Annotated in this window: 19 protein-coding genes and 1 tRNA gene; 4 read left to right on the top strand and 16 right to left on the bottom strand. The window is 49.3% G+C overall.

Annotated elements, in window-relative coordinates; all coding sequences use genetic code 11:
* Position 1 precedes the first annotated feature (1 nt).
* The 13 genes from AC6R0S_RS09175 to AC6R0S_RS09115 all read right to left on the bottom strand — a co-directional run bounded on the left by AC6R0S_RS09175 (position 2) and on the right by AC6R0S_RS09115 (position 12,911).
* The gene (locus tag AC6R0S_RS09175; protein ID WP_334552587.1) at positions 2-859 is read right to left on the bottom strand and encodes a carbohydrate ABC transporter permease; all 858 of its coding nucleotides are present in this window, start codon (positions 857-859) and stop codon (positions 2-4) included.
* Complete coding sequence (locus AC6R0S_RS09170; RefSeq protein ID WP_500630328.1) at positions 856-1,779, bottom strand: carbohydrate ABC transporter permease; 924 nt, start codon at positions 1,777-1,779, stop codon at positions 856-858. Before AC6R0S_RS09170 ends, AC6R0S_RS09175 begins: the two co-directional genes overlap by 4 nt.
* Before the next feature lie 117 nt (positions 1,780-1,896).
* Positions 1,897-3,147, bottom strand: a complete 1,251-nt coding sequence (locus AC6R0S_RS09165; RefSeq protein ID WP_334552591.1) for an ABC transporter substrate-binding protein — start codon at positions 3,145-3,147, stop codon at positions 1,897-1,899.
* A gap of 144 nt (positions 3,148-3,291) precedes the next feature.
* Positions 3,292-4,740, bottom strand: a complete 1,449-nt coding sequence (locus AC6R0S_RS09160) for an ATP-binding protein (protein ID WP_500637767.1) — start codon at positions 4,738-4,740, stop codon at positions 3,292-3,294.
* 24 nt (positions 4,741-4,764) lie between these two features.
* Positions 4,765-5,493: a response regulator gene (locus AC6R0S_RS09155; RefSeq protein WP_500626076.1), complete on the bottom strand. Its 729-nt coding sequence runs from the start codon at positions 5,491-5,493 to the stop codon at positions 4,765-4,767.
* 148 nt (positions 5,494-5,641) lie between these two features.
* Positions 5,642-7,114, bottom strand: coding sequence for a protein adenylyltransferase SelO (locus AC6R0S_RS09150; RefSeq protein ID WP_500637766.1), 1,473 nt, complete (start codon positions 7,112-7,114; stop codon positions 5,642-5,644).
* A gap of 527 nt (positions 7,115-7,641) precedes the next feature.
* A complete protein-coding gene (locus AC6R0S_RS09145) occupies positions 7,642-8,250 on the bottom strand; it encodes a DUF2913 family protein (protein WP_334552598.1) in 609 nt (202 codons plus the stop codon).
* Positions 8,251-8,466: 216 nt separating this feature from the next.
* Positions 8,467-9,591: a M20 family metallopeptidase gene (locus AC6R0S_RS09140; RefSeq protein WP_500637765.1), complete on the bottom strand. Its 1,125-nt coding sequence runs from the start codon at positions 9,589-9,591 to the stop codon at positions 8,467-8,469.
* A 10-nt stretch (positions 9,592-9,601) separates the two neighbouring features.
* Positions 9,602-10,069 (bottom strand): YjiG family protein, encoded by a 468-nt coding sequence (locus AC6R0S_RS09135; protein ID WP_334552601.1) that lies wholly within the window; start codon positions 10,067-10,069, stop codon positions 9,602-9,604.
* Complete coding sequence (locus AC6R0S_RS09130) at positions 10,069-10,809, bottom strand: nucleoside recognition domain-containing protein (protein WP_500637764.1); 741 nt, start codon at positions 10,807-10,809, stop codon at positions 10,069-10,071. Before AC6R0S_RS09130 ends, AC6R0S_RS09135 begins: the two co-directional genes overlap by 1 nt.
* A 222-nt stretch (positions 10,810-11,031) precedes the next feature.
* The gene (locus AC6R0S_RS09125; RefSeq protein WP_500637763.1) at positions 11,032-12,114 is read right to left on the bottom strand and encodes a calcium/sodium antiporter; all 1,083 of its coding nucleotides are present in this window, start codon (positions 12,112-12,114) and stop codon (positions 11,032-11,034) included.
* A 178-nt stretch (positions 12,115-12,292) separates the two neighbouring features.
* Positions 12,293-12,646, bottom strand: a complete 354-nt coding sequence (locus AC6R0S_RS09120; protein ID WP_500637762.1) for a DUF1428 domain-containing protein — start codon at positions 12,644-12,646, stop codon at positions 12,293-12,295.
* A gap of 188 nt (positions 12,647-12,834) precedes the next feature.
* A tRNA-Arg gene (locus tag AC6R0S_RS09115) sits at positions 12,835-12,911 on the bottom strand.
* Between the two features lie 201 nt (positions 12,912-13,112).
* On the opposite strand from AC6R0S_RS09115, the gene folD reads away from it, so the two are divergent.
* Positions 13,113-13,970 (top strand): bifunctional methylenetetrahydrofolate dehydrogenase/methenyltetrahydrofolate cyclohydrolase FolD, encoded by an 858-nt coding sequence (gene folD, locus AC6R0S_RS09110; protein WP_487901080.1) that lies wholly within the window; start codon positions 13,113-13,115, stop codon positions 13,968-13,970.
* An 18-nt stretch (positions 13,971-13,988) separates the two neighbouring features.
* Here folD and AC6R0S_RS09105 read toward each other — a convergent pair whose 3' ends face one another.
* The 3 genes from AC6R0S_RS09105 to AC6R0S_RS09095 form a co-directional block, all read right to left on the bottom strand.
* Complete coding sequence (locus tag AC6R0S_RS09105; RefSeq protein ID WP_500632231.1) at positions 13,989-15,101, bottom strand: GGDEF domain-containing protein; 1,113 nt, start codon at positions 15,099-15,101, stop codon at positions 13,989-13,991.
* 133 nt (positions 15,102-15,234) lie between these two features.
* Positions 15,235-16,221, bottom strand: a complete 987-nt coding sequence (locus AC6R0S_RS09100; protein WP_500632232.1) for a lytic murein transglycosylase — start codon at positions 16,219-16,221, stop codon at positions 15,235-15,237.
* Positions 16,222-16,258: 37 nt separating this feature from the next.
* Positions 16,259-16,549, bottom strand: coding sequence for a YcgL domain-containing protein (locus AC6R0S_RS09095; protein WP_487901077.1), 291 nt, complete (start codon positions 16,547-16,549; stop codon positions 16,259-16,261).
* Positions 16,550-16,659: 110 nt separating this feature from the next.
* Here AC6R0S_RS09095 and minC point away from each other — a divergent pair, with 110 nt between their 5' ends.
* From minC to minE, 3 genes are read left to right on the top strand one after another with little or no spacing between them, the layout of a single operon-like run.
* Positions 16,660-17,463: a septum site-determining protein MinC gene (gene minC / locus AC6R0S_RS09090; RefSeq protein WP_500632233.1), complete on the top strand. Its 804-nt coding sequence runs from the start codon at positions 16,660-16,662 to the stop codon at positions 17,461-17,463.
* Between the two features lie 20 nt (positions 17,464-17,483).
* On the top strand, positions 17,484-18,296 hold the full coding sequence (gene minD / locus AC6R0S_RS09085) for a septum site-determining protein MinD (protein WP_500632234.1): 813 nt from the start codon (positions 17,484-17,486) through the stop codon (positions 18,294-18,296).
* A 6-nt stretch (positions 18,297-18,302) separates the two neighbouring features.
* Entirely contained in the window at positions 18,303-18,566 is a 264-nt protein-coding gene (minE, locus tag AC6R0S_RS09080; protein ID WP_334552630.1) for a cell division topological specificity factor MinE, read from the top strand.
* Positions 18,567-18,655: the final 89 nt, after the last annotated feature.

Below are 18,655 nucleotides of genomic sequence, written 5' to 3'. Positions count from 1 at the left end.
ATTATCCTTTTACTGATCCTGCCGTCAGGCCTCGAACAAAGTATTTTCCTGCCAGTACGTAAACAAGCAGTGTCGGCAATGCCGCAATAATCGCTGCCGCCATATCCACGTTATATTCCTTCACCCCGGTACTGGTGTTGACCAAGTTATTAAGCGCCACGGTAATAGGCTGGGTTTCTGAGCCCGAATAGACCACCCCAAACAGGAAGTCGTTCCAAATCGCCGTGAACTGCCAAATCACCGTGACCATGATGATGGGCGTAGAGAGCGGTAAGAGAATTTTAAAGAAGATGGTAAAAAAGCCTGCGCCATCGAGCTTCGCCGCTTTGACCAACTCATCAGGAATACCGATGTAGAAGTTGCGGAAAAACAGCGTGGTAAAGGCCATCCCGTAGATGACGTGAACGATCACCAAACCTGTCGTAGTGTTGGCTAGACCCAATTTGCCCAATACCGCGGCCATTGGCAGCAAAATCACCTGGAATGGAATAAAGCAACCAAACAGCAACAAGCTAAAGAATAAGTTTGAGCCTTTAAACTGCCACTTTGTCACCACGTAACCGTTAAACGCCCCCAGTAAGGTTGATATCGCCACCGCGGGAATCACCATCTGGAACGAGTTCCAGAAGTAACCTTTGACGCCTTCACATTTTACGCCCGTACAAGCGCTGTCCCACGCTTTGTACCATGCGTCCCATACCCACTCGGTCGGCAACGACATCAGGTTACCGGCCTTGATGTCTGGCAAGGTTTTAAACGAGGTGATCACCATGACAAACAGCGGCATCAAGTACACTAAGCAGAAGAATAGCAACCCGGCATAAATCATCAGGCGAGCCATGTTCATGTTTTTGGTCATGACTTCTTCTCCCTAAGTTCTGAGTACAAATATGGCACCAAGATGGCCAATATCCCGGCCAGCATCATCATGGCACTGGCAGCACCTAGGCCAATTTGGCCACGGGTAAAGGAGTGCGCGTACATAAAGAGCGCAGGTAAATCTGAGGAGTAACCCGGGCCACCGGCCGTCATGGCGGTAACGAGGTCAAAACTCTTGATCGCAATGTGCGAAGTAATAATCACGGCGCTGAAGAACACCGGACGTAAACAAGGCAAAATAATTTTCATGTAGATGGTCGGTAGGTTCGCGCCATCAATTTGCGCCGCTTTGATGATCGATGAATCAATGCCGCGCAAGCCCGCTAAAAACATCGCCATCACAAAGCCTGAGGATTGCCACACCGCTGCTATCACCAGCGTATACACCGACATTTCAGAATTGACTAACCAGTCAAATTTGAAGCTGGTGAAGCCCCAGTCTTGCATCAGTTTTTCGATACCCAGACCTGGGTTGAGAATCCACTTCCACGCGGTACCCGTCACGATAAAGGACAGGGCCATTGGGTAGAGGTAAATAGTTCGGATCGCCCCTTCTTGGCGAATATTCTGATCCAGCAAGATAGCCAGACCAACGCCCAACACAATGGCGACCAACATAAACATCAGGCCAAAAATGCCTAGATTGGAAATGGACGTAATCCAACGATCATTTTCCATTAGCCTTTCATACTGAGCAAAGCCGACAAACTTATAGCTCGGTAGGAAACGCGAGTTCGTCAATGACAATGCCGCCGTCCAAAAAATGTAGCCGTAGATACACACCACGGTCACTAACATAGTCGGCGCAAGTACAATTTTCGGCAGCCAGCGTTGCAACCTGTCTGCAAAGCTGAGCTTTGGTGCAGACTTGTTTGCATTCCTAGATACAACATGCTCCATAACGATTCCTTACGTCTTCTCATCTGACACCATCACCGTCAGATGGTTAAGGAAAGGGCGCTTGGCTCCCCACAAGCCGAAGCGCCCTTTGGGGTGTGAAGTAATGCTAAGCGAAGGTTAGAAAATCGCCGCTTTTACCGCTTTTGACAGTTTCTGTGCCGCTTCTTTTGGATCCGCATTCGCGTCGTTGAAGAAGTTGGTCACGACGTCATAGATAGCACCTTGCGCGTAGCTGGTCGTCGCTAGGCCGTGCGCCATACTTGGCACTAGGTCACCCGACTCTGCACTGGCTTTAAACGTTGCCATCGAATCCAATGCACACTGGTCAAACGCGCTCATGTCCATATCCAGACGCACTGGAATCGAACCTTTGTTGAGGTTGAAGACTTCTTGGAACTCTTTGGTCAAGATGGTTTTCGCCAAATCTTGCTGCGCTTTTTGGTTATCAGCATTGCTGAGCTCAAAGAACGCAAAGCTATCGATGTTGAAGGTGAACTGACCGTCAGTACCTGGCGCTGGAGCACAGATGTAATCCTTACCCGGTACTTTACCTGCAGCAGAGAACTCACCTTTCGCCCAGTCACCCATGATTTGCATGGCGGCTTCACCGTTGATCACCATAGAGGTGGCAACGTTCCAGTCACGACCTGGTGAGTTGGCGTCGATGTAATCGCGCATTTTCTTAAACTTGGTGAACACCTCGACCATTTTGTCGCCAGCGAGCACATCCATATCTAAGTCGACAAACGCTTTGTTGTAATCTTCACTGCCGAGCACATCGAGCGCCACCGCTTCAAAGACTGTCGCGTCTTGCCATGGTTGGCCGCCGTGCGCCAATGGAATGTAACCTGCCGCTTTGATCTTGTCGGCTGCAACGAAGAACTCATCCAATGTCTTTGGCAGTTCTACGCCGGATTTTTTCAATACTTCTGGGTTTGCCCATACCCAGTTAACACGGTGAACGTTCACTGGCACGGCGACGTATTCGCCATCAAACTTCATCACTTTAGTGACCACCGAAGGCAAGATGCTGTCCCACTTCTCTTGATTGGCCGTGTCATCGAGTGAGGTCAAAAAGCCTAGGCCGCCCCATTCTTGAATGTCGTGACCTTTGATTTGTGCCGCTGACGGTGGGTTGCCCGATACTGCGCGGGTTTTCAACACGGTCATCGCGGACTCACCGCCACCACCAGCAACCGCAAAGTCTTTCCAGCTGTGGCCTTGCTCTTCGAGCATCTGTTTCAATACCGCTGCAGATTTTGCTTCACCGCCGGCAGTCCACCAGTGGAGTACTTCGACTTCGCCCGCTTGGGAGAAAGCAGAGGCAGCAAGGAGGGATAAGGTAAGTAGGGTTTTCTTCATTTTCATTGTTATCTTCCATGTTTTTGGATTAGACATCTGGGTCGACGTCAAACTGACCCGTTCACTTCGTGCTTGAACGTTATTGAGTCTATCCGACTAGAAAAAGAAGATTGAAACAAATCGTAAAGCCAATGTAACAATTCAGTTACATTACACTTCAAGGCCAGGTGGAATAAAGAGTTGCGCGCGTAAACCACGCTGCGGGAGATTACTAATAATGAGATCTCCGCCGTGTCCGTGCAAAATGTTGCGGCAGATGCCAAGCCCAAGGCCGTGACCTTGATCATCTTCTGCCAAACGAAAGTAAGGTTCAAACACCGCTTCCAACTTATCTTCTGGAATACCCGGGCCGCAGTCATCAATCGTCACCGTGATCCACTCGCGCTGAACTTCTATCGTGACAGACGCACGCTTACCATATTTCACTGCGTTATCGAGCAAGTTAGTAAGCACTCGCTTAATCGCCAATGGTTTCGCGACGATCGGCTCCATAGTCATAGGAGTAAAGTCGACGCAATGTTGCTTGTGGTTCATGGGCTCAATGACAGAGAGGATCATCTCATTGAGGTCAATGTAGGCATTATTCTCGTGCAAGTCGGTATCGCGCACACATTGAAGCGCGCCTTTAACCATCATTTCCAACTCGTCGAGGTCTTTATTGAATTTTCTGCGTTTCACGTCACTTTCCAGTAGCTCGGCTCGCAGCCTTAGACGCGTAATGGGTGTTTTTAAGTCATGTGAAATGGCAGAGAACAGATGCTCACGGTCGGCAGTGTAGCGCCGAATACGCTGCTGCATACGATTGAACGCACGCGTCGCCACCACCAGCTCACGAGCGCCATCTTCGGCCAAAGGCGGCTGATCGACATCCATACTCATGTCATTGGCGGCTTTGGCCAAACGCTTCAAGGGTTTCACTTGACGGCGCATCAGTAAATAGGTCAAGGCAAGCAGCAAGGTGGTGGAAAAGAAGAGGAATAAAATCTGCTCTCGGCCAATCAAGGTGTCATCCAACGTCACGTATGGCGCAGGCAACAAGGCGGCGATGTACAGCCACTCGTGCTCATTCAGTTCGATTTGTACCACCAATACCGGAGGATCAATCGGTGACAATGTGAGCGTGTGATGCGCCCACGATTTGGGTAAATCGTGCAAATAAATGTCGTTTTTTAGCAAGCGCAGGTTTTCTGGCTGGGAGAAGTTGACGTCTATCGAGCGAGCGCGAGGCAGCTTCTGTTTGAGCACCGTTGTCACGGCATTGAGTGAGGCGCGTTTTAGGCGTGTATCGTCAATCGGGTCGACAATCAATCGCTCTTTGTTGAACGAGACAAAAAAGCGCGTGCCGCCCATATTGCGAATTTGATCAAGCACGATATGGCGATAGCCAGTAGGCAGAGACTGAAAAAAGGTCACCGTAGAGGCAAACATGTTGGCCATGCTTTGCGAGGCGTCTCGGATCCCTGCAAGCTCTTTGTGCTTGGACTCGGTATACCAAATGGAGGTGGCAATACCCTGCGCGATCACCACCGCCAACACGGTAAGGCCGAGTGTCCGGGTCACCAACGAATTGGGTTTCAGTAAGCGTAATAACCACTTCATCACGTTGTCTGACTCAAAGAAGTATTAATGTTCAACGCTAACGGGGACAGCAAGAATATAGCCGTTGCCACGCATGGTTTTGATGTACTGAGGGTATTTGGCCGAGTCACCCAACCGATGGCGCAACCGGCTGAGCTGCACATCGATACCACGCTCAAAAGGCAGCGCTTCTCTGCCGCGGGTCGCAAAGGAGATGGTGTCTCTATCTAGCACTTCATTGGGGCGAGTAAGAAACAGCATCAGCAGGGCAAAATCACTCCCAGATAAATCGTGTTGTTCCCCTGTCGTGGTATGGGTAATTTTGTGTGCCAAGGTATCGAGCTGCCAATCGCCAAATACGATGGTTTTGGGTAGGCTGGTCGGCTCCGAGCCTTTCTCTTCGACCACTTGGGCGCGGCGCAGTACCGCTTTGATTCTCGCCATCAACTGACGTGGATTGAACGGCTTAGCGATGTAATCGTCGGCACCAAGCTCAAGACCCACCACCTGATCCATATCATCCGACACCGCCGTTAGCATAATGATGGGCACATTGGATTCACGACGAATCGCCTGGCACAATGCAAAGCCATCTTCGCCGGGCAACATCACATCCAACAAAATCAGATCAGGGTAACCTTTTGCATCGAGATGCTGCTTAAGTGCTTGTCCTTCTGCCACAGCTTCCACTTGGAAGCCCGATTTAGACAAATACTCATCCAAAAGCTCTCGGATCTCTTGATCATCATCCACAACAAGTATTTTACTGTTCATTTCGCCAATCACTGCCTATGGTGTTAGCTCACAGTCTAGACAGTTCTCACCCGCGGTGTGACCGATAAATCCTTATTTTTTGAACAGAAAACAAATGGAGCTCACAATTTTTTAACATTAAGCGAGTCATCTATCAGTAGATGGTCAATTAAGAAGAACAACTGATTTCAAGCCGTTTGCCCCAATCCGGTGGCAACGCCGCAAAATGTTCAAAATTCGGGTGCTCGTCGTACGGAGATTGAAGCACCAGCGCGAGCTCGTTGACCAGTTGATAATCCCCCTGTTCGGCGTTGTCGATTGCCATCTGCGCCAAGTAATTTCGCAGAATGTATTTGGGATTGACCTGACGCATCGCAGCGCAGCGATCACGCGCGCTAACAGGTGCTCCGCTCTCATCCACTTCACATTCACAACGCGCTAAATAGAGCGACAACCATTCACTCGCAGCCGCTCTATCAACAAATAAATCGATGACGTTCTGCTCTGGTTCACTATCGAGCATCGACAATGCGCGCATAAAGCGGCAATAGTCGACGCTCTGCTGAGCCAATAACTCAAACATGGCGCTAAAGAGCTGGGGGTCTTGCTCTAATTTGGTCTTGAGGCCTAATTTTTTGCGCATGATGGCGCTAAATTCCCTGTTTAGCACTGACTCAAATTGACCGAGCCCCTGCTCCAGATCGGCTTTATCGACCAGCGGTGACAACGCATGGGCAAGCGCGGACAAATTCCACAATGCGATGCGCGGCTGCTGATCAAACGCATAACGCCCTTGGTAGTCAGAGTGGTTGCAGATAAGTTGCGGATCATAATCATCCAGAAAACAAAATGGCCCGTAATCAAACGTCTCACCAAGGATCGACATATTGTCCGTGTTCATGACGCCATGCGCAAAGCCCACCGCTTGCCACATAGCGATCATGTGGGCGGTGCGTTCGACGATCTGTTCAAACATCGCCAAATAAGGCTTAGTGGTGGTTCGACACTCTGGCCAATACCACTCAATCGCTTTGTCTGCCAACAGACGCAGTTCACTCAACTGATTGGTGTAAAAGAAGTGCTCAAAGTGACCAAAACGTAGGTGGCTGCGCGCCACACGCAGCAGCAATGCACCGCGCTCCTGTTTCTCTCGATAGACGGGGGTATCGCTGGCGAGCATACCTAAAGCGCGAGTGGTTGGAATGCCCAAACCCGCCATCGCTTCGCTGCCCAAATACTCACGAATGGTTGAGCGTAGGACCGCTCGTCCATCGCCCATCCGTGAATACGGCGTCAATCCCGCCCCCTTAAGGTGTAAATCGTAGACTTCACCTTTGGCGTCCTTTAGCTCTCCGAGCAACAGTCCACGACCGTCACCTAAATCAGGATTGTAGACCCCAAACTGATGCCCCGCGTACTTCATGGCTAATGATGGCCAATTTTCAACGCGTTGCTCGCCCGCCAAAAACGCTTTTAGATCGCCCGATGGCAGGGACTCATCCAGTGAAAACTGTGCGGCGAGTGATGCGTTCCAACTTACCCAACGCGTGTTGTTAAGTGGCGTTGCTTCAACAGGCGTGTAAAACACCTTAGGCAGTTGATAAAAACGGTGAGTAAGCGCTAAAGATGACAACGAGGACATAGACGGCCCAATGTAATGAGTGTTGTCGCCGACGTTAGCAAAATGTTGCAGAGAGTAGCAAGAGAAAGTGTGAGCGGGATTGAAAAAGAGCGCTCGAGATAAGAAAGCCTGAGATGGCCGATAGCATGGGTGATAGAGAGAAAGGCTGCCTTAATCGAAGACTAAGGCATCGCCTCTATACTGTATCGGAAGTACGATATCGATCGCGTAACGAAATACAGCCCGATAATCGACTAGATCAGTGCGAAAACACCGAGAATACCGACCAATGAGAACAGGCAAGTACGGCTAATCACACCAAAGTTAGTGGGTTCGATCATTTCATGATGTTGCATAGATTCTCCTCGTTATTTCTTCTCTTTATGACAACTTAATTACAATATGATGAAATCTTCGTTTTATCTCAAGCCCAATCTGTGTGAATTTTTTGTGACAAGATCGCGAAACCCTCTTCATTATCACGAAGAAAAACAAGGCGTTAAAAACAGATTGTAGGAGAAAAAGCGCGCTGAAAGAAAATCAGGCGCTTAGCGCAAAGAAAGCGTGATTCGCACGAAGTCTTCGTCTTCGTAATCCATTTGGTGATCAAAAATCGAAGACGTGTAGATAGTGCGCAAAAACGCGTGCTTTTCACCGTGCGCACCGCGCATTAGCATAGAGACGCTTTGTACCAAGCGATTTCGGCGGTCAAAGTGACCATTGAGATCGGCAGACAACACACACAGCAGACACCCTGTCGGGTTATACGCTAAGTCTACCGCTTCAGGGCTTGAGACGAGAACGGTGGTATTAAGCTCTTTTTCTAACTGATTAATCAGCAGCAAGAAGCTATCAAGATGAGGTAACTCGTCGCCACTCATCGGGCTCAATAAGTTATCGAGCATGGCTTCCATATCGAGGCGCTGCGAGCGCGCATGGGTCACCATAGAGCGCACTTTCTTCTTGAACGGCTTGTATTTCTTACTGTTGGCGGCTTTATTCAGCCATGCAGAAAGAATGTCGTTGATGTCATTGCGCGATTTTCGAGCCAGTACTTGTCCGTTGTGGTTGGTGCGTAGATGCAACAATGCATGCAGCGCCAATTCAGACAGGAGAGGTTCAAACTCGGGTTTAATTTTGGAATGAATACTGCGCATTATGACTGGAAGCTAACTGAAACTCGCGGAGAAAGTGGTCGTTTGAAACACGAAAAGGACCGCTATGCTACCGAAAACCCTTCGCCATGTACAGATGCGAAGCGGCACAAGCACGCAAAAATAATGCCAATCTAAAAAAAGCCCCACACCCAAGAGTGTGAGGCTTAAGCTCGTCAACCGTTGTGCGAATCCCGATCACGCACAACAATTACTTCGCTATTTGGCGAGCTTACTCAGTACGCGCTGTAACAGCTGGATACGTGGCTCGATAGACTCAAGCAGTAAGTACTCTTGATCGCTGTGGAATCCCGCACCAATCGGACCTAATCCATCAAGTGTAGGTACACCTAGGATGGCTGTGCAGTTGGCATCTGAGCCGCCACCTACCGCTTGCCAACCCATTTGGATTGACAACTCATCGGCCGCTTCCTCTACCAACGCCATCAAACTCTCGGTTTTGTCACTCGGTACCATGGATGGCTTGTAAACTTCACGCTCAAAGGCAACACGCACACCGTCAACAAATGGCGTCACGGTTAAGCCATTCAGGCGTGTATCGACATCGTCATACTCTTCGTTGCTCCAAAAGCGTACATCCACGATAACTTGCGCAAAATCTGGAACAATGTTTGCGCCTGCGCCACCGGAAACCACACCGGCGTTCAAAGTGGTGCCTGACTCAAAATTGGTCATCTCGTTCATGGCGAGAATCCAGTTTGCCATTTCCGTCACGGCGCTACGGCCTTTCTCTGGCTCATTGCCCGCGTGTGCCGCGATACCATGAAAATCAATCTTGTAACGCGCCATACCTTTACGAGCTTTGACCAAGCTGCCGCCGGCGCGCGCCGCTTCCGCCACAAGAACGTGTTTGGCGTTTTTCGCGACCGATTGCAACCAATCTTGCGAGTAAAGTGAACCGGTCTCTTCATCTGGGTTCATGCAGATACAGATCGACAGCGAATCCAATACGCTTGCCTCAAGGTCACGCATCGCATACACCACATTGAGCAAGCCTGATTTCATGTCAGACACACCTGGGCCGTAAGCTTTCTCTGCATCAACCGTCATCGGACGCTGCGCAGCGGTGCCGACAGGAAAGACGGTATCCATATGACCAATCAGCATCACATCGATCTGCTCATCGTCAGGTTTGTTGCGAATTTCAAGCCCGACACCCGCTTTGGTGCAGTCAATGCGTTTGACGTTCCAGCCACCCATCTCGAGGAACTTCTGCTCAAACTGCTGAGCGATGACCTCAATGCCCTCAGTCGTGTACGTGCCGCAATCGACATTGACTAGCGGGCGTAGCTCATCTAAATACGTTTGGAGAGAAAATGACATCGCCTCCCCCTTACACAAATAGGTTCATGACAAGCATGGCGCCAAATGCGTTGAGTACTGAAATGGCAATCATCACTGGGATGTAACGTCCTTCAGTGCCAATTGGGCCAAGGATACGACCCATGTATTGGATCTGTGAACCCATCAAGTAGATAGCAGGCGCAAGAATCGCAATGTGCGCGCCATTGAGAATGCCTTGGTCAAATAGGGTGATCACGACACCAACCGCGCCGCCCATCGACATCCATGCACCAATCAGTACCGCTGCCGCTTCACCAGGCAGACCAAATACCGCCATCACAGGCGCAAACACAGTACCCATCAGATCCAAAGCACCTGTGATTTGCAACGCCGCAATGATCACAAACGCCATCAATACGTTTGGCACCGTCGATGTGGTTGCAATCACCCAGCCTTTTTTCGCGCCTTCGACGAAGATGTCCGTCACCATTGGCTTTTTCGCTTTTACGTCACCCATTATGCGGTCTCCTCGGTCAGGGTTTCTTTGTTTTGCTTGTCGTAAGATTTCTCTTCTTTGCCTTCCGTCAGATTGACGTAAATGCGGAATAGGTTCGCGCCAATGATCTTGAATGCGAACATGACTAATACCGCAAGGCCGATAGACGAAGTCACCGCGAGAGAGCCGTCCGCGAGCGTTAACGTAAATAGAACCGCACCAGATGAGAAGAAGTTGACAATGGTCGCGCCTGCGGTGAACTGGAACATAGTGAACACATCGGTTTCACGTTTGGTCAGTTGGCCTTCGTCTTTCAGCTGACGTGTCATCGCCGCGCCGGCATCCGTACTTTGCAAAGAGGCGATCAACGCCAAGCCCGTGTTACCCGGAATGCCCATGATTGGACGAAGCAGTGGCGTCAGCAGCTTACGCGCCGCTTCCAGTGCACCGTAGTGCTCAAGCACATTGATCATGCCAAGCGCGAACATCACAGTAGGAATAAGAGTTAAAGCGAAAATGAAGCCATCACGCGCACCACTACCACCGACACCACGGAAAGAAGTGGTCGCGGCTTGAACGCCATCCGCGGTTTCTGTCACGCCGTGCGCAACTTTACCGAAAGAGCCATTGAGCGTTGTAAAGTCCAACACGCCATACCATTCATTGGATTGCATCAGACCAGAAAAAAACACAACCGCAAACGCCAGCGCAATGTAGCAGCCGATCGTTACCTTGCGTTCAGATTGAACCGGAGTCGTCATCAAGATACCTATCTATTGGTTGGGGAAAAGCGCGGCGAATGTACTCCCAAGCAACGTGCTAGATAGATGATCAAAATCAAGTAGAAGGCGGAAGGTGAGCGTAATCATTCTGTCACATTTATGATTGTGACATTGATCACATTTGGAATATTTAGCCAGCAATTAGATACCAAATAGGCATTTAATCCGCCAATCAGTGATAACAAGTTGGCAATGAGGATATTAGCTCCTTTTCTGCTTTTGCCTCCACCAGTCTTTGAGTAAAGAAATCACAATAATGGAAAGCCCAATGGGGAAAACCACATTCCAAGTGACCATTGACAAAGTGGGCAGCCAACCTGCATCACTCACGTCACCAATCAGGAAGGCGCTATACAGGAAGTACAAGCCAAAAAAGAGCCCTCCTTCAAGTCGACTGACTATCGCACCTGTCAACATCAGAGGTAAGCACAACAAAGCGACACCAAGCATGATCGGAAAGTCCTGTGAGACGAGCTGCTCGTTGCCAACAAGTCCTTCACCACTAAATAGACCGGATATACCCAAAACCGCCAACAAATTGAACGTATTACTGCCAACGACGTTCCCGACAGCGATGTCTCTTTGCCCTTTGAAGCTTGCTACTATCGACGTCACGACCTCAGGAAGAGAGGTGCCGATGGCTAGAATCGTCAAACCAATCATCGCTTCGCTAACCCCAAAGGCTCGCGCAATGTTCACAGCGCTACTCACCAACAGATTCGCGCCCGCAATCAGTAGGATTAAACCAACGACGAGCCATAACGCACTCTGCCATACTGGTTGGTGCCCTTGTGTCAATGAAGCGACTTCATCGTCACTCGCCTCTGCCGCTTCGGTCTCACTGCGCTTCCCCTGGACAAAAAGAAATGCGGTGTAAACAACCAATAACGCGACTAAAATCCCACAATCCAGTAGGCTTAACCGCCCATCTGTCGCCATATAGAAGACCAACGCACTTAAACCAACCATGATGGGAACATCTTGGCGAATCAACTGCTTTGAGATGGTGAGTGGCGTAATGACGGCCGCTAAACCTAGGATAAACAGAACGTTAAAAATGTTACTGCCGACAACGTTGGCTATTGCCAATTCGGTCTTATTGGAAACGGCAGAATTGATACTCACAGCCAACTCGGGCGCACTGGTGCCAAAAGCGACAACCGTTAGACCAATAACCAGACTTGGAATACCCACTTTGGCGGCGAGTCTCGCTGCCCCTTTTACCAACCCGTCAGCTCCGGCAATCAACAACATCAAACCCAAAACTAAAAGAAGATAATCCATGTTTACCTCACCCACTCGAAGGCCAATTCACACCAAGAACGCATTCAGCGTTGAACAAGCTAAAATAACTCGAATTAATGAATAAAGCTCGATCAATTCGAGTCTTATCGCTTAGTACAATCGAGTGGCAACACATGGCTGGTAACTGCGCCTTAGATATGGCCTACACAGTCGATGATTAGTGGTCCAAAATGACCTCAAAACCACCATAAATAATTCGTTTACCATCGAACGGCATAGGATTTTGCTCTGGGCTCATTCGCGGATCATCCGAGATCTGTTGCCATGCCAGATCTCGAACTTCTTTTGATGGCCACACAACCCATGAGAACACCACGGTTTCGTTGTCTTGAGCTTTCACAGCCATAGGAAACGACGTCACCTCTCCATCCGGCACTTCATTCCCCCACGTTTCCACCACCCTTAAGGCACCGAAATCTTTGAACATTTCGGCGGCGATTTCTATGTGTGCCATGTATTTTTCTTTGTTCGCTGTCGGTACAGCCGCTACAAATCCATCAACGTATGTCATGATCACTCTCCTCTTATGTGGAGTAATAACCATAGCCCACCAATGCAGAAGTAGATCACTTGTTGATCACTGGCTCCGCCCCGTCAGCTGTAGACGCTCAGATACTGATTAGCGTGCAATGAGATTTGGCACAATAGAAACGCAAAAGCCCCGACAACTCATTGAGTTATCGGGGCTTTCTAAAGAAATGGCACGCCCTGTAGGATTCGAACCTACGACCACATCCTTAGAAGGGACGTGCTCTATCCAGCTGAGCTAAGGGCGCGCTACAGGGACAGGATTATACGAGTTCGAGGTCTTAACACAAGACCTTTTCGTATCATTATGATCTAAGTGACTAAAAAAGGGGCATTGGCGATTGAGGTGTTTAAAAACAACCCGAAGCAAACGTTTGCTTATGGATGTTCATTCAATTATTTGCGACAATGCGCCACAAATTATTCGCCATTGTGATTAAAGGAAAGTCATGACTGCTCAAAATATCGATGGAACACTGATTTCTCAAACCGTCCGTTCCGAAGTGGCGGCTCGTGTGAAAGCGCGCCTAGACGCAGGGTTACGTGCCCCTGGCTTGGCTGTGGTTCTCGTTGGTGAAGATCCGGCGTCTCAAGTGTATGTCGGCAGCAAACGCCGCGCGTGTGAAGAGGTGGGCTTTGTGTCTAAATCATTCGACCTCCCTGCCACCGCAAGTCAAACTGAGCTGCTTGCACTGATTGACACACTGAACGCAGACGATGAGATTGACGGCATCTTGGTTCAACTTCCGCTACCAGCGGGAATCGACTCTACCGCCGTGCTCGAACACATTCATCCGGAGAAAGATGTCGATGGCTTCCACCCTTACAACGTGGGCCGCCTAGCGCAGCGCATTCCAAAACTGCGCTCTTGTACGCCGAAAGGCATCATCACCCTGCTTGATCGCTACAACATCGATCTTCGTGGCAAACACGCAGTGGTAGTAGGCGCGTCCAACATTGTCGGTCGACCAATGACATTGGAGCTTCTGCTTGCGGGCTGTACCACCACGACTTGTCACCGTTTTACTCAAGATCTAGAAGGTCATGTGCGTCAAGCGGATCTGGTGGTGGTTGCGGTAGGTAAACCTAACTTTATTCCAGGTCACTGGATCAAAGAGGGTGCGGTCGTGGTCGATGTCGGTATCAACCGCTTGGAGTCAGGCAAGTTGGTCGGCGATGTGGAATACGATAAAGCCAAAGAGCGCGCCAGCTTTATTACGCCAGTCCCGGGTGGTGTTGGGCCAATGACGGTGGCGAGCTTGATTGAGAATACAATGCTAGCGTGTGAGCAATTTCATACCAAATAACTAGCGCTCTATCCTTCCTCAGAGCAGCGCTTCTTCTCGCCGCTCTGAGGCTGTTTTAGCCACATTAACATTACCCGACCCGGCTTCTTTGGCGAGATACATCGCTCTGTCCGCCACTTTCAAACACTGACTTAAAGTCATCGTCTCATTGTTAAATGAGATACCCGCACTGGCGCCAATCTCGACGTGAATATTGTTCAGTGATTGCAAATGGTGACCATAAAAGAGCGCGACCACTTGCTCTGCCAAATCAACCACCTCTTGCTCCGACTCATAATCGCGCACAAAAATGGCAAACTCGTCACCGCCCAAGCGGGCAATGTCGTATTTTTGCAGTCGCTCGCCCAACGCTTGCTGCGCGATGGCTTTGGTTTGCTTGGCAAAATCGTACAGTACGTTGTCACCGACATCGTGACCATAACGGTCATTGACCGCTTTAAAGTTATCTAAGTCGAGGTAAATGATCGCGGTGTGTTTGTTTTCATCAAGGCGTGTCGCGTGAGACAACACCGACATAAAGCTTGCTCGATTCGCCAGTTGGGTGAGCGAGTCAATGTAAGCCAGTTCTTGAATGCCCTCTTGATCCATTTTCAAAATATAGTCGTCCATTTGACTTTGAAAATAGATCACGATGTGACACATACCTGACATCGCGACCAAGGTTAATACCAAGCGAAACCCTACATGGTATGGGTACGGAAACTGCGTCAAGCCAAAGGCGAAGATCAAGGAAGTAAGGACAATATTCAGTACCGAGAGCCCCACTCCAACACGAAAACTATTGATGAATATGCCGATGGCAGACAGTGGGTAGACCCACATAATGCCAGTACCTTCATACCCTCCAGTAAAAATAAGATACAAACTCAAGGAGTAGATCATAAAAGATAGCCCAGCAAGACCAAAGCGATGTTGCAGGTTAATCATTTTGATGGTGACGATGCCAACCAAGGAGTAAAAGGCCAGCGTTGTGCCCAGCTCAATATCGCCGCGATAAAAACTATAGACAGAGAAGGCCGCAAGGAAGGAGACACCTAAGACAGCGAGCACCCGAATCATCATCATCTGGCGCTGCTGTTTCATTAAGACGACTTCGGATAATTTATCCGCTACAAAGTGGTGTACGTTCATCGCGCTCCAGTCATTGCTACAAAACCAATCACTTATTTAGATAATGCTACATTATTTATTGTCAATCAAATATAGACACCGTCAAGCTAAGCGCAACTGAATGTAGGAGGATTCGTCGTTTTTGTTTACCGCATCACATCACAATTGCATCCGCAAGGTGTGAAACAGCCAGCGCAAAGTAGTAAGACCGGTTCCATTTCATTAGTACGTTATAGTTATTGTAGACCAAATAAACACGCCCATTCCCATCATCGGGTGCGATCAACCAGGCTTGGATATCTTGGTCGAGCTTAGGTAGCGGTCGGCCATCAAAACGGTTAATCCCCATTGACGCCCACTGTTGCAAATATTTGGCTTTGTCCGGCGCTCGCCCTTGAATTGACGTATCAAACCCAGCGGGAAGCGTCACTTGACGTCCCCAGGTGTAGGTATCGTCCCAACCGGATTGACTTAAATAATTGGCCGCCGAAGCAAACACATCCGCTTCTGTCGTCCAGATGTCTTTTTTACCATCACCGTTACCATCCGCAGCAAAGGCTAAAAACGAGCTCGGCATAAACTGGCACTGGCCCATCGCCCCTGCCCATGAGCCTTTAAAGTCATCAAAAGCAATATGGCCCTGCTCTAAGATCTGTAACGCGGCCATGGTTTCACTGCGAAAGAAGGCCTCACGGCGGCCGTCGTACGCCAAGGTCGCGAGTGCATCAATGACGGGGTAATTGCCGGTAAATTTTCCGAAGTTACTCTCAACGCCCCACAGCGCAACAATAAAGCGCGGCTGCACACCATATTGCTCGCCAATGCGAGTCAACTCAGTGTGGTGCTTTTGGTAAAGAGCTTTGGCTTGATCGATTTTCCATTTTGGTACGGCACGTGGAATGTACTCATCTAAGGTCAGTTTTCTCTCTGGCTGATTCTTATCGGCCGTCACGGCGCGTGGTTTATGAGTCACATTGGCAAATGCCTCATCGATGACGGGCTGAGCAATCCCCATCGCTTTGGCTTCATCTCTGAGTGTTTGGATGTAATCATCAAATGACACCTCACTCGCAGACACTGACGTTGCCAACACAGTGCCTGAAAGTGTCAATCCTAGAACAGCTGACAGTATTGTTTTCACATTGCCCTCCTTGAGCAATTTTAGCGAGTCTTTAGAACTATGAATTATTCGACTGCTGGCGAGCTTTTTTCTGCTCTTTGTATTCATCAAGCAGGTTTTTCGGTGGGGGTGGCAGTTGCAAAAAGAAGCCCTCATCTTGCATGGATTGCTTCACTTTTTCGATGTCGACTTGTGCTAACTTGCGCCCGTCAAGCTTCACCATCATCACCATTGTAGGTTTACCGAACATCTGCATCAGTGTGTCAGGAACTTGCGAAAAATCGTCCTTTTTCGGTAAGTAGAGGTACGCGCCCTCTTTTTTTGAACTCTTATAAATTGCACAAAGCATGTCTATGTTTTTATCTCATTGTCATTAAACGTCAATGTTTCGCTATTTTTGAGAGCAAAACACCCAATTGAGCGCAAGATAACTTGCTGAGCTTAGGGAGGGAATATAACATGAGTCCCCTAGTCCCAAGCAACGCCCTTAAGAGGTTGCCACTTACCTATATGTCGAATATGACCGAGCCCAATACAAGCAGGCCACAGACCATTGGGTCAGAGAGCGTCACCGCTCCATCCAAACCGTCCCAATCATCCAGCGCCGCTTCGCCTGACTTGAAAGGCAGTAGTTTCACCTTGTCCGTTTTGCACCTTAGCGATAACGATGTCGACAAATGCATCGACTTTTTACAACAGAAAGTGCAAACGGCACCTGCGTTTTTTGCTCACGCACCTGTGGTGATCAATATTTCAAAGGTGGCGGGCGAATTGGACTTTGTAAAGCTAAAGCAAGGCATCGCCCAAGCGGGCATGATACCTGTTGGGGTGACGGGATGCCCAGACAAACGTACACAAAACTTAGCGTCTGACGCTAAGTTCGCCGTGATGACGGCAAGCAAGTCCCCCACAAAAGCGCCCGCGACCTTAGCGCCCACCAAAATTGTTCGCACCCCGGTGCGCTCTGGGCAACAGATTTACGCCAAAGACGCGGATTTAGTGGTACTCAATCATGTCAGTGAAGGTGCCGAGGTGATTGCCGATGGCTCGATTCACATCCATGGCACGTTGCGTGGTCGCGCTATTGCAGGGGCCAGTGGCAACACGGGCGCCGTCATCATCTGTAACAAACTCAATGCAGAATTGATGTCTATTGCTGGGCACTACTGGCTTACGGAACAGTTTGCCGAGGAATATTGGCAACAGAAAGTGATGTTCAGCTTGAGCGACGATTCACTTAAATTCGAGCTGTTAACAATTTAATAGTTTAAAGGAACCAACGAATGGCACGCATTATTGTTGTCACATCAGGAAAAGGCGGCGTAGGGAAAACCACCTCTAGCGCTGCTATCGCTTCAGGCCTTGCGATGAAAGGCAAAAAAACCGCTGTGATCGATTTTGATATTGGTCTGCGTAACCTTGACTTGATTATGGGTTGCGAACGTCGCGTCGTGTACGACTTTGTTAACGTCATCAATGGCGAAGCAACGCTCAATCAAGCGCTGATCAAAGACAAACGTACCGACAACTTGTTCATCTTGCCCGCCTCTCAAACTCGTGACAAAGACGCCCTCACCATAGAAGGCGTACGCCGAGTGCTCGATGACATGGATAAGATGGGTTTTGAATTCATTATCTGTGACTCACCAGCAGGCATCGAGCAAGGCGCTTTGATGGCGTTGTACTTTGCTGATGAAGCAATTGTCACCACCAACCCAGAAGTCTCTTCTGTACGTGACTCCGACCGTATCCTGGGTATTCTCGATTCTAAATCCCGTCGCGCAGAAGAAGGCTTAGAGCCGGTGAAACAGCACCTGCTACTCACGCGCTACAACCCTGCGCGCGTAAATCAAGGTGAAATGCTCAGCGTGGAAGATGTCGAAGAGATCTTGCACATTTCCCTGCTCGGCGTGATCCCGGAGAGCCAAGCGGTTTTGAATGCCTCTAACAAAGGGGTGCCGGTCATCTTCGACGACGAGTCCGACGCCGGTATGGCCTATAATGATACGGTTGAGCGTCTTCTCGGTGAGCAAGTGGATTTCCGCTTCCTCACAGAGCAGAAGAAAGGCATTTTTAAACGACTATTTGGAGGCTAATTAGGCATGTCATTACTTGAGTTTTTCCGCCCGCAGAAAAAGAGCTCTGCGAATTTAGCCAAAGAGAGACTGCAAATCATTGTGGCCGAGCGTCGCAGTCAAAACGACCCTGCGCCGTCTTATCTGCCTCAGCTTAAAGAAGATATTCTGAAGGTCATTGCGAAGTATGTCGACATTGACCCATCGATGGTCGACCTGTCGTTTGAGCACAAAGATGACGACATCTCCGTTCTCGAGCTCAACGTCAAACTGCCAGACGAAGAGAAATAGCCTGATTGGGTAGGCTATTGGAGATGAGTAATGAGCCGATGCAATTGCATCGGCTTTTTTACGCCACCAATATGAATAGCACCAACATG

The sequence above is a fragment of the Vibrio sp. R15-SG3-ISO1B genome (assembly GCF_059833835.1).
Note: the sequence above shows the minus strand (reverse complement) of the source record. Positions and strands in the feature narration are given on the sequence as shown.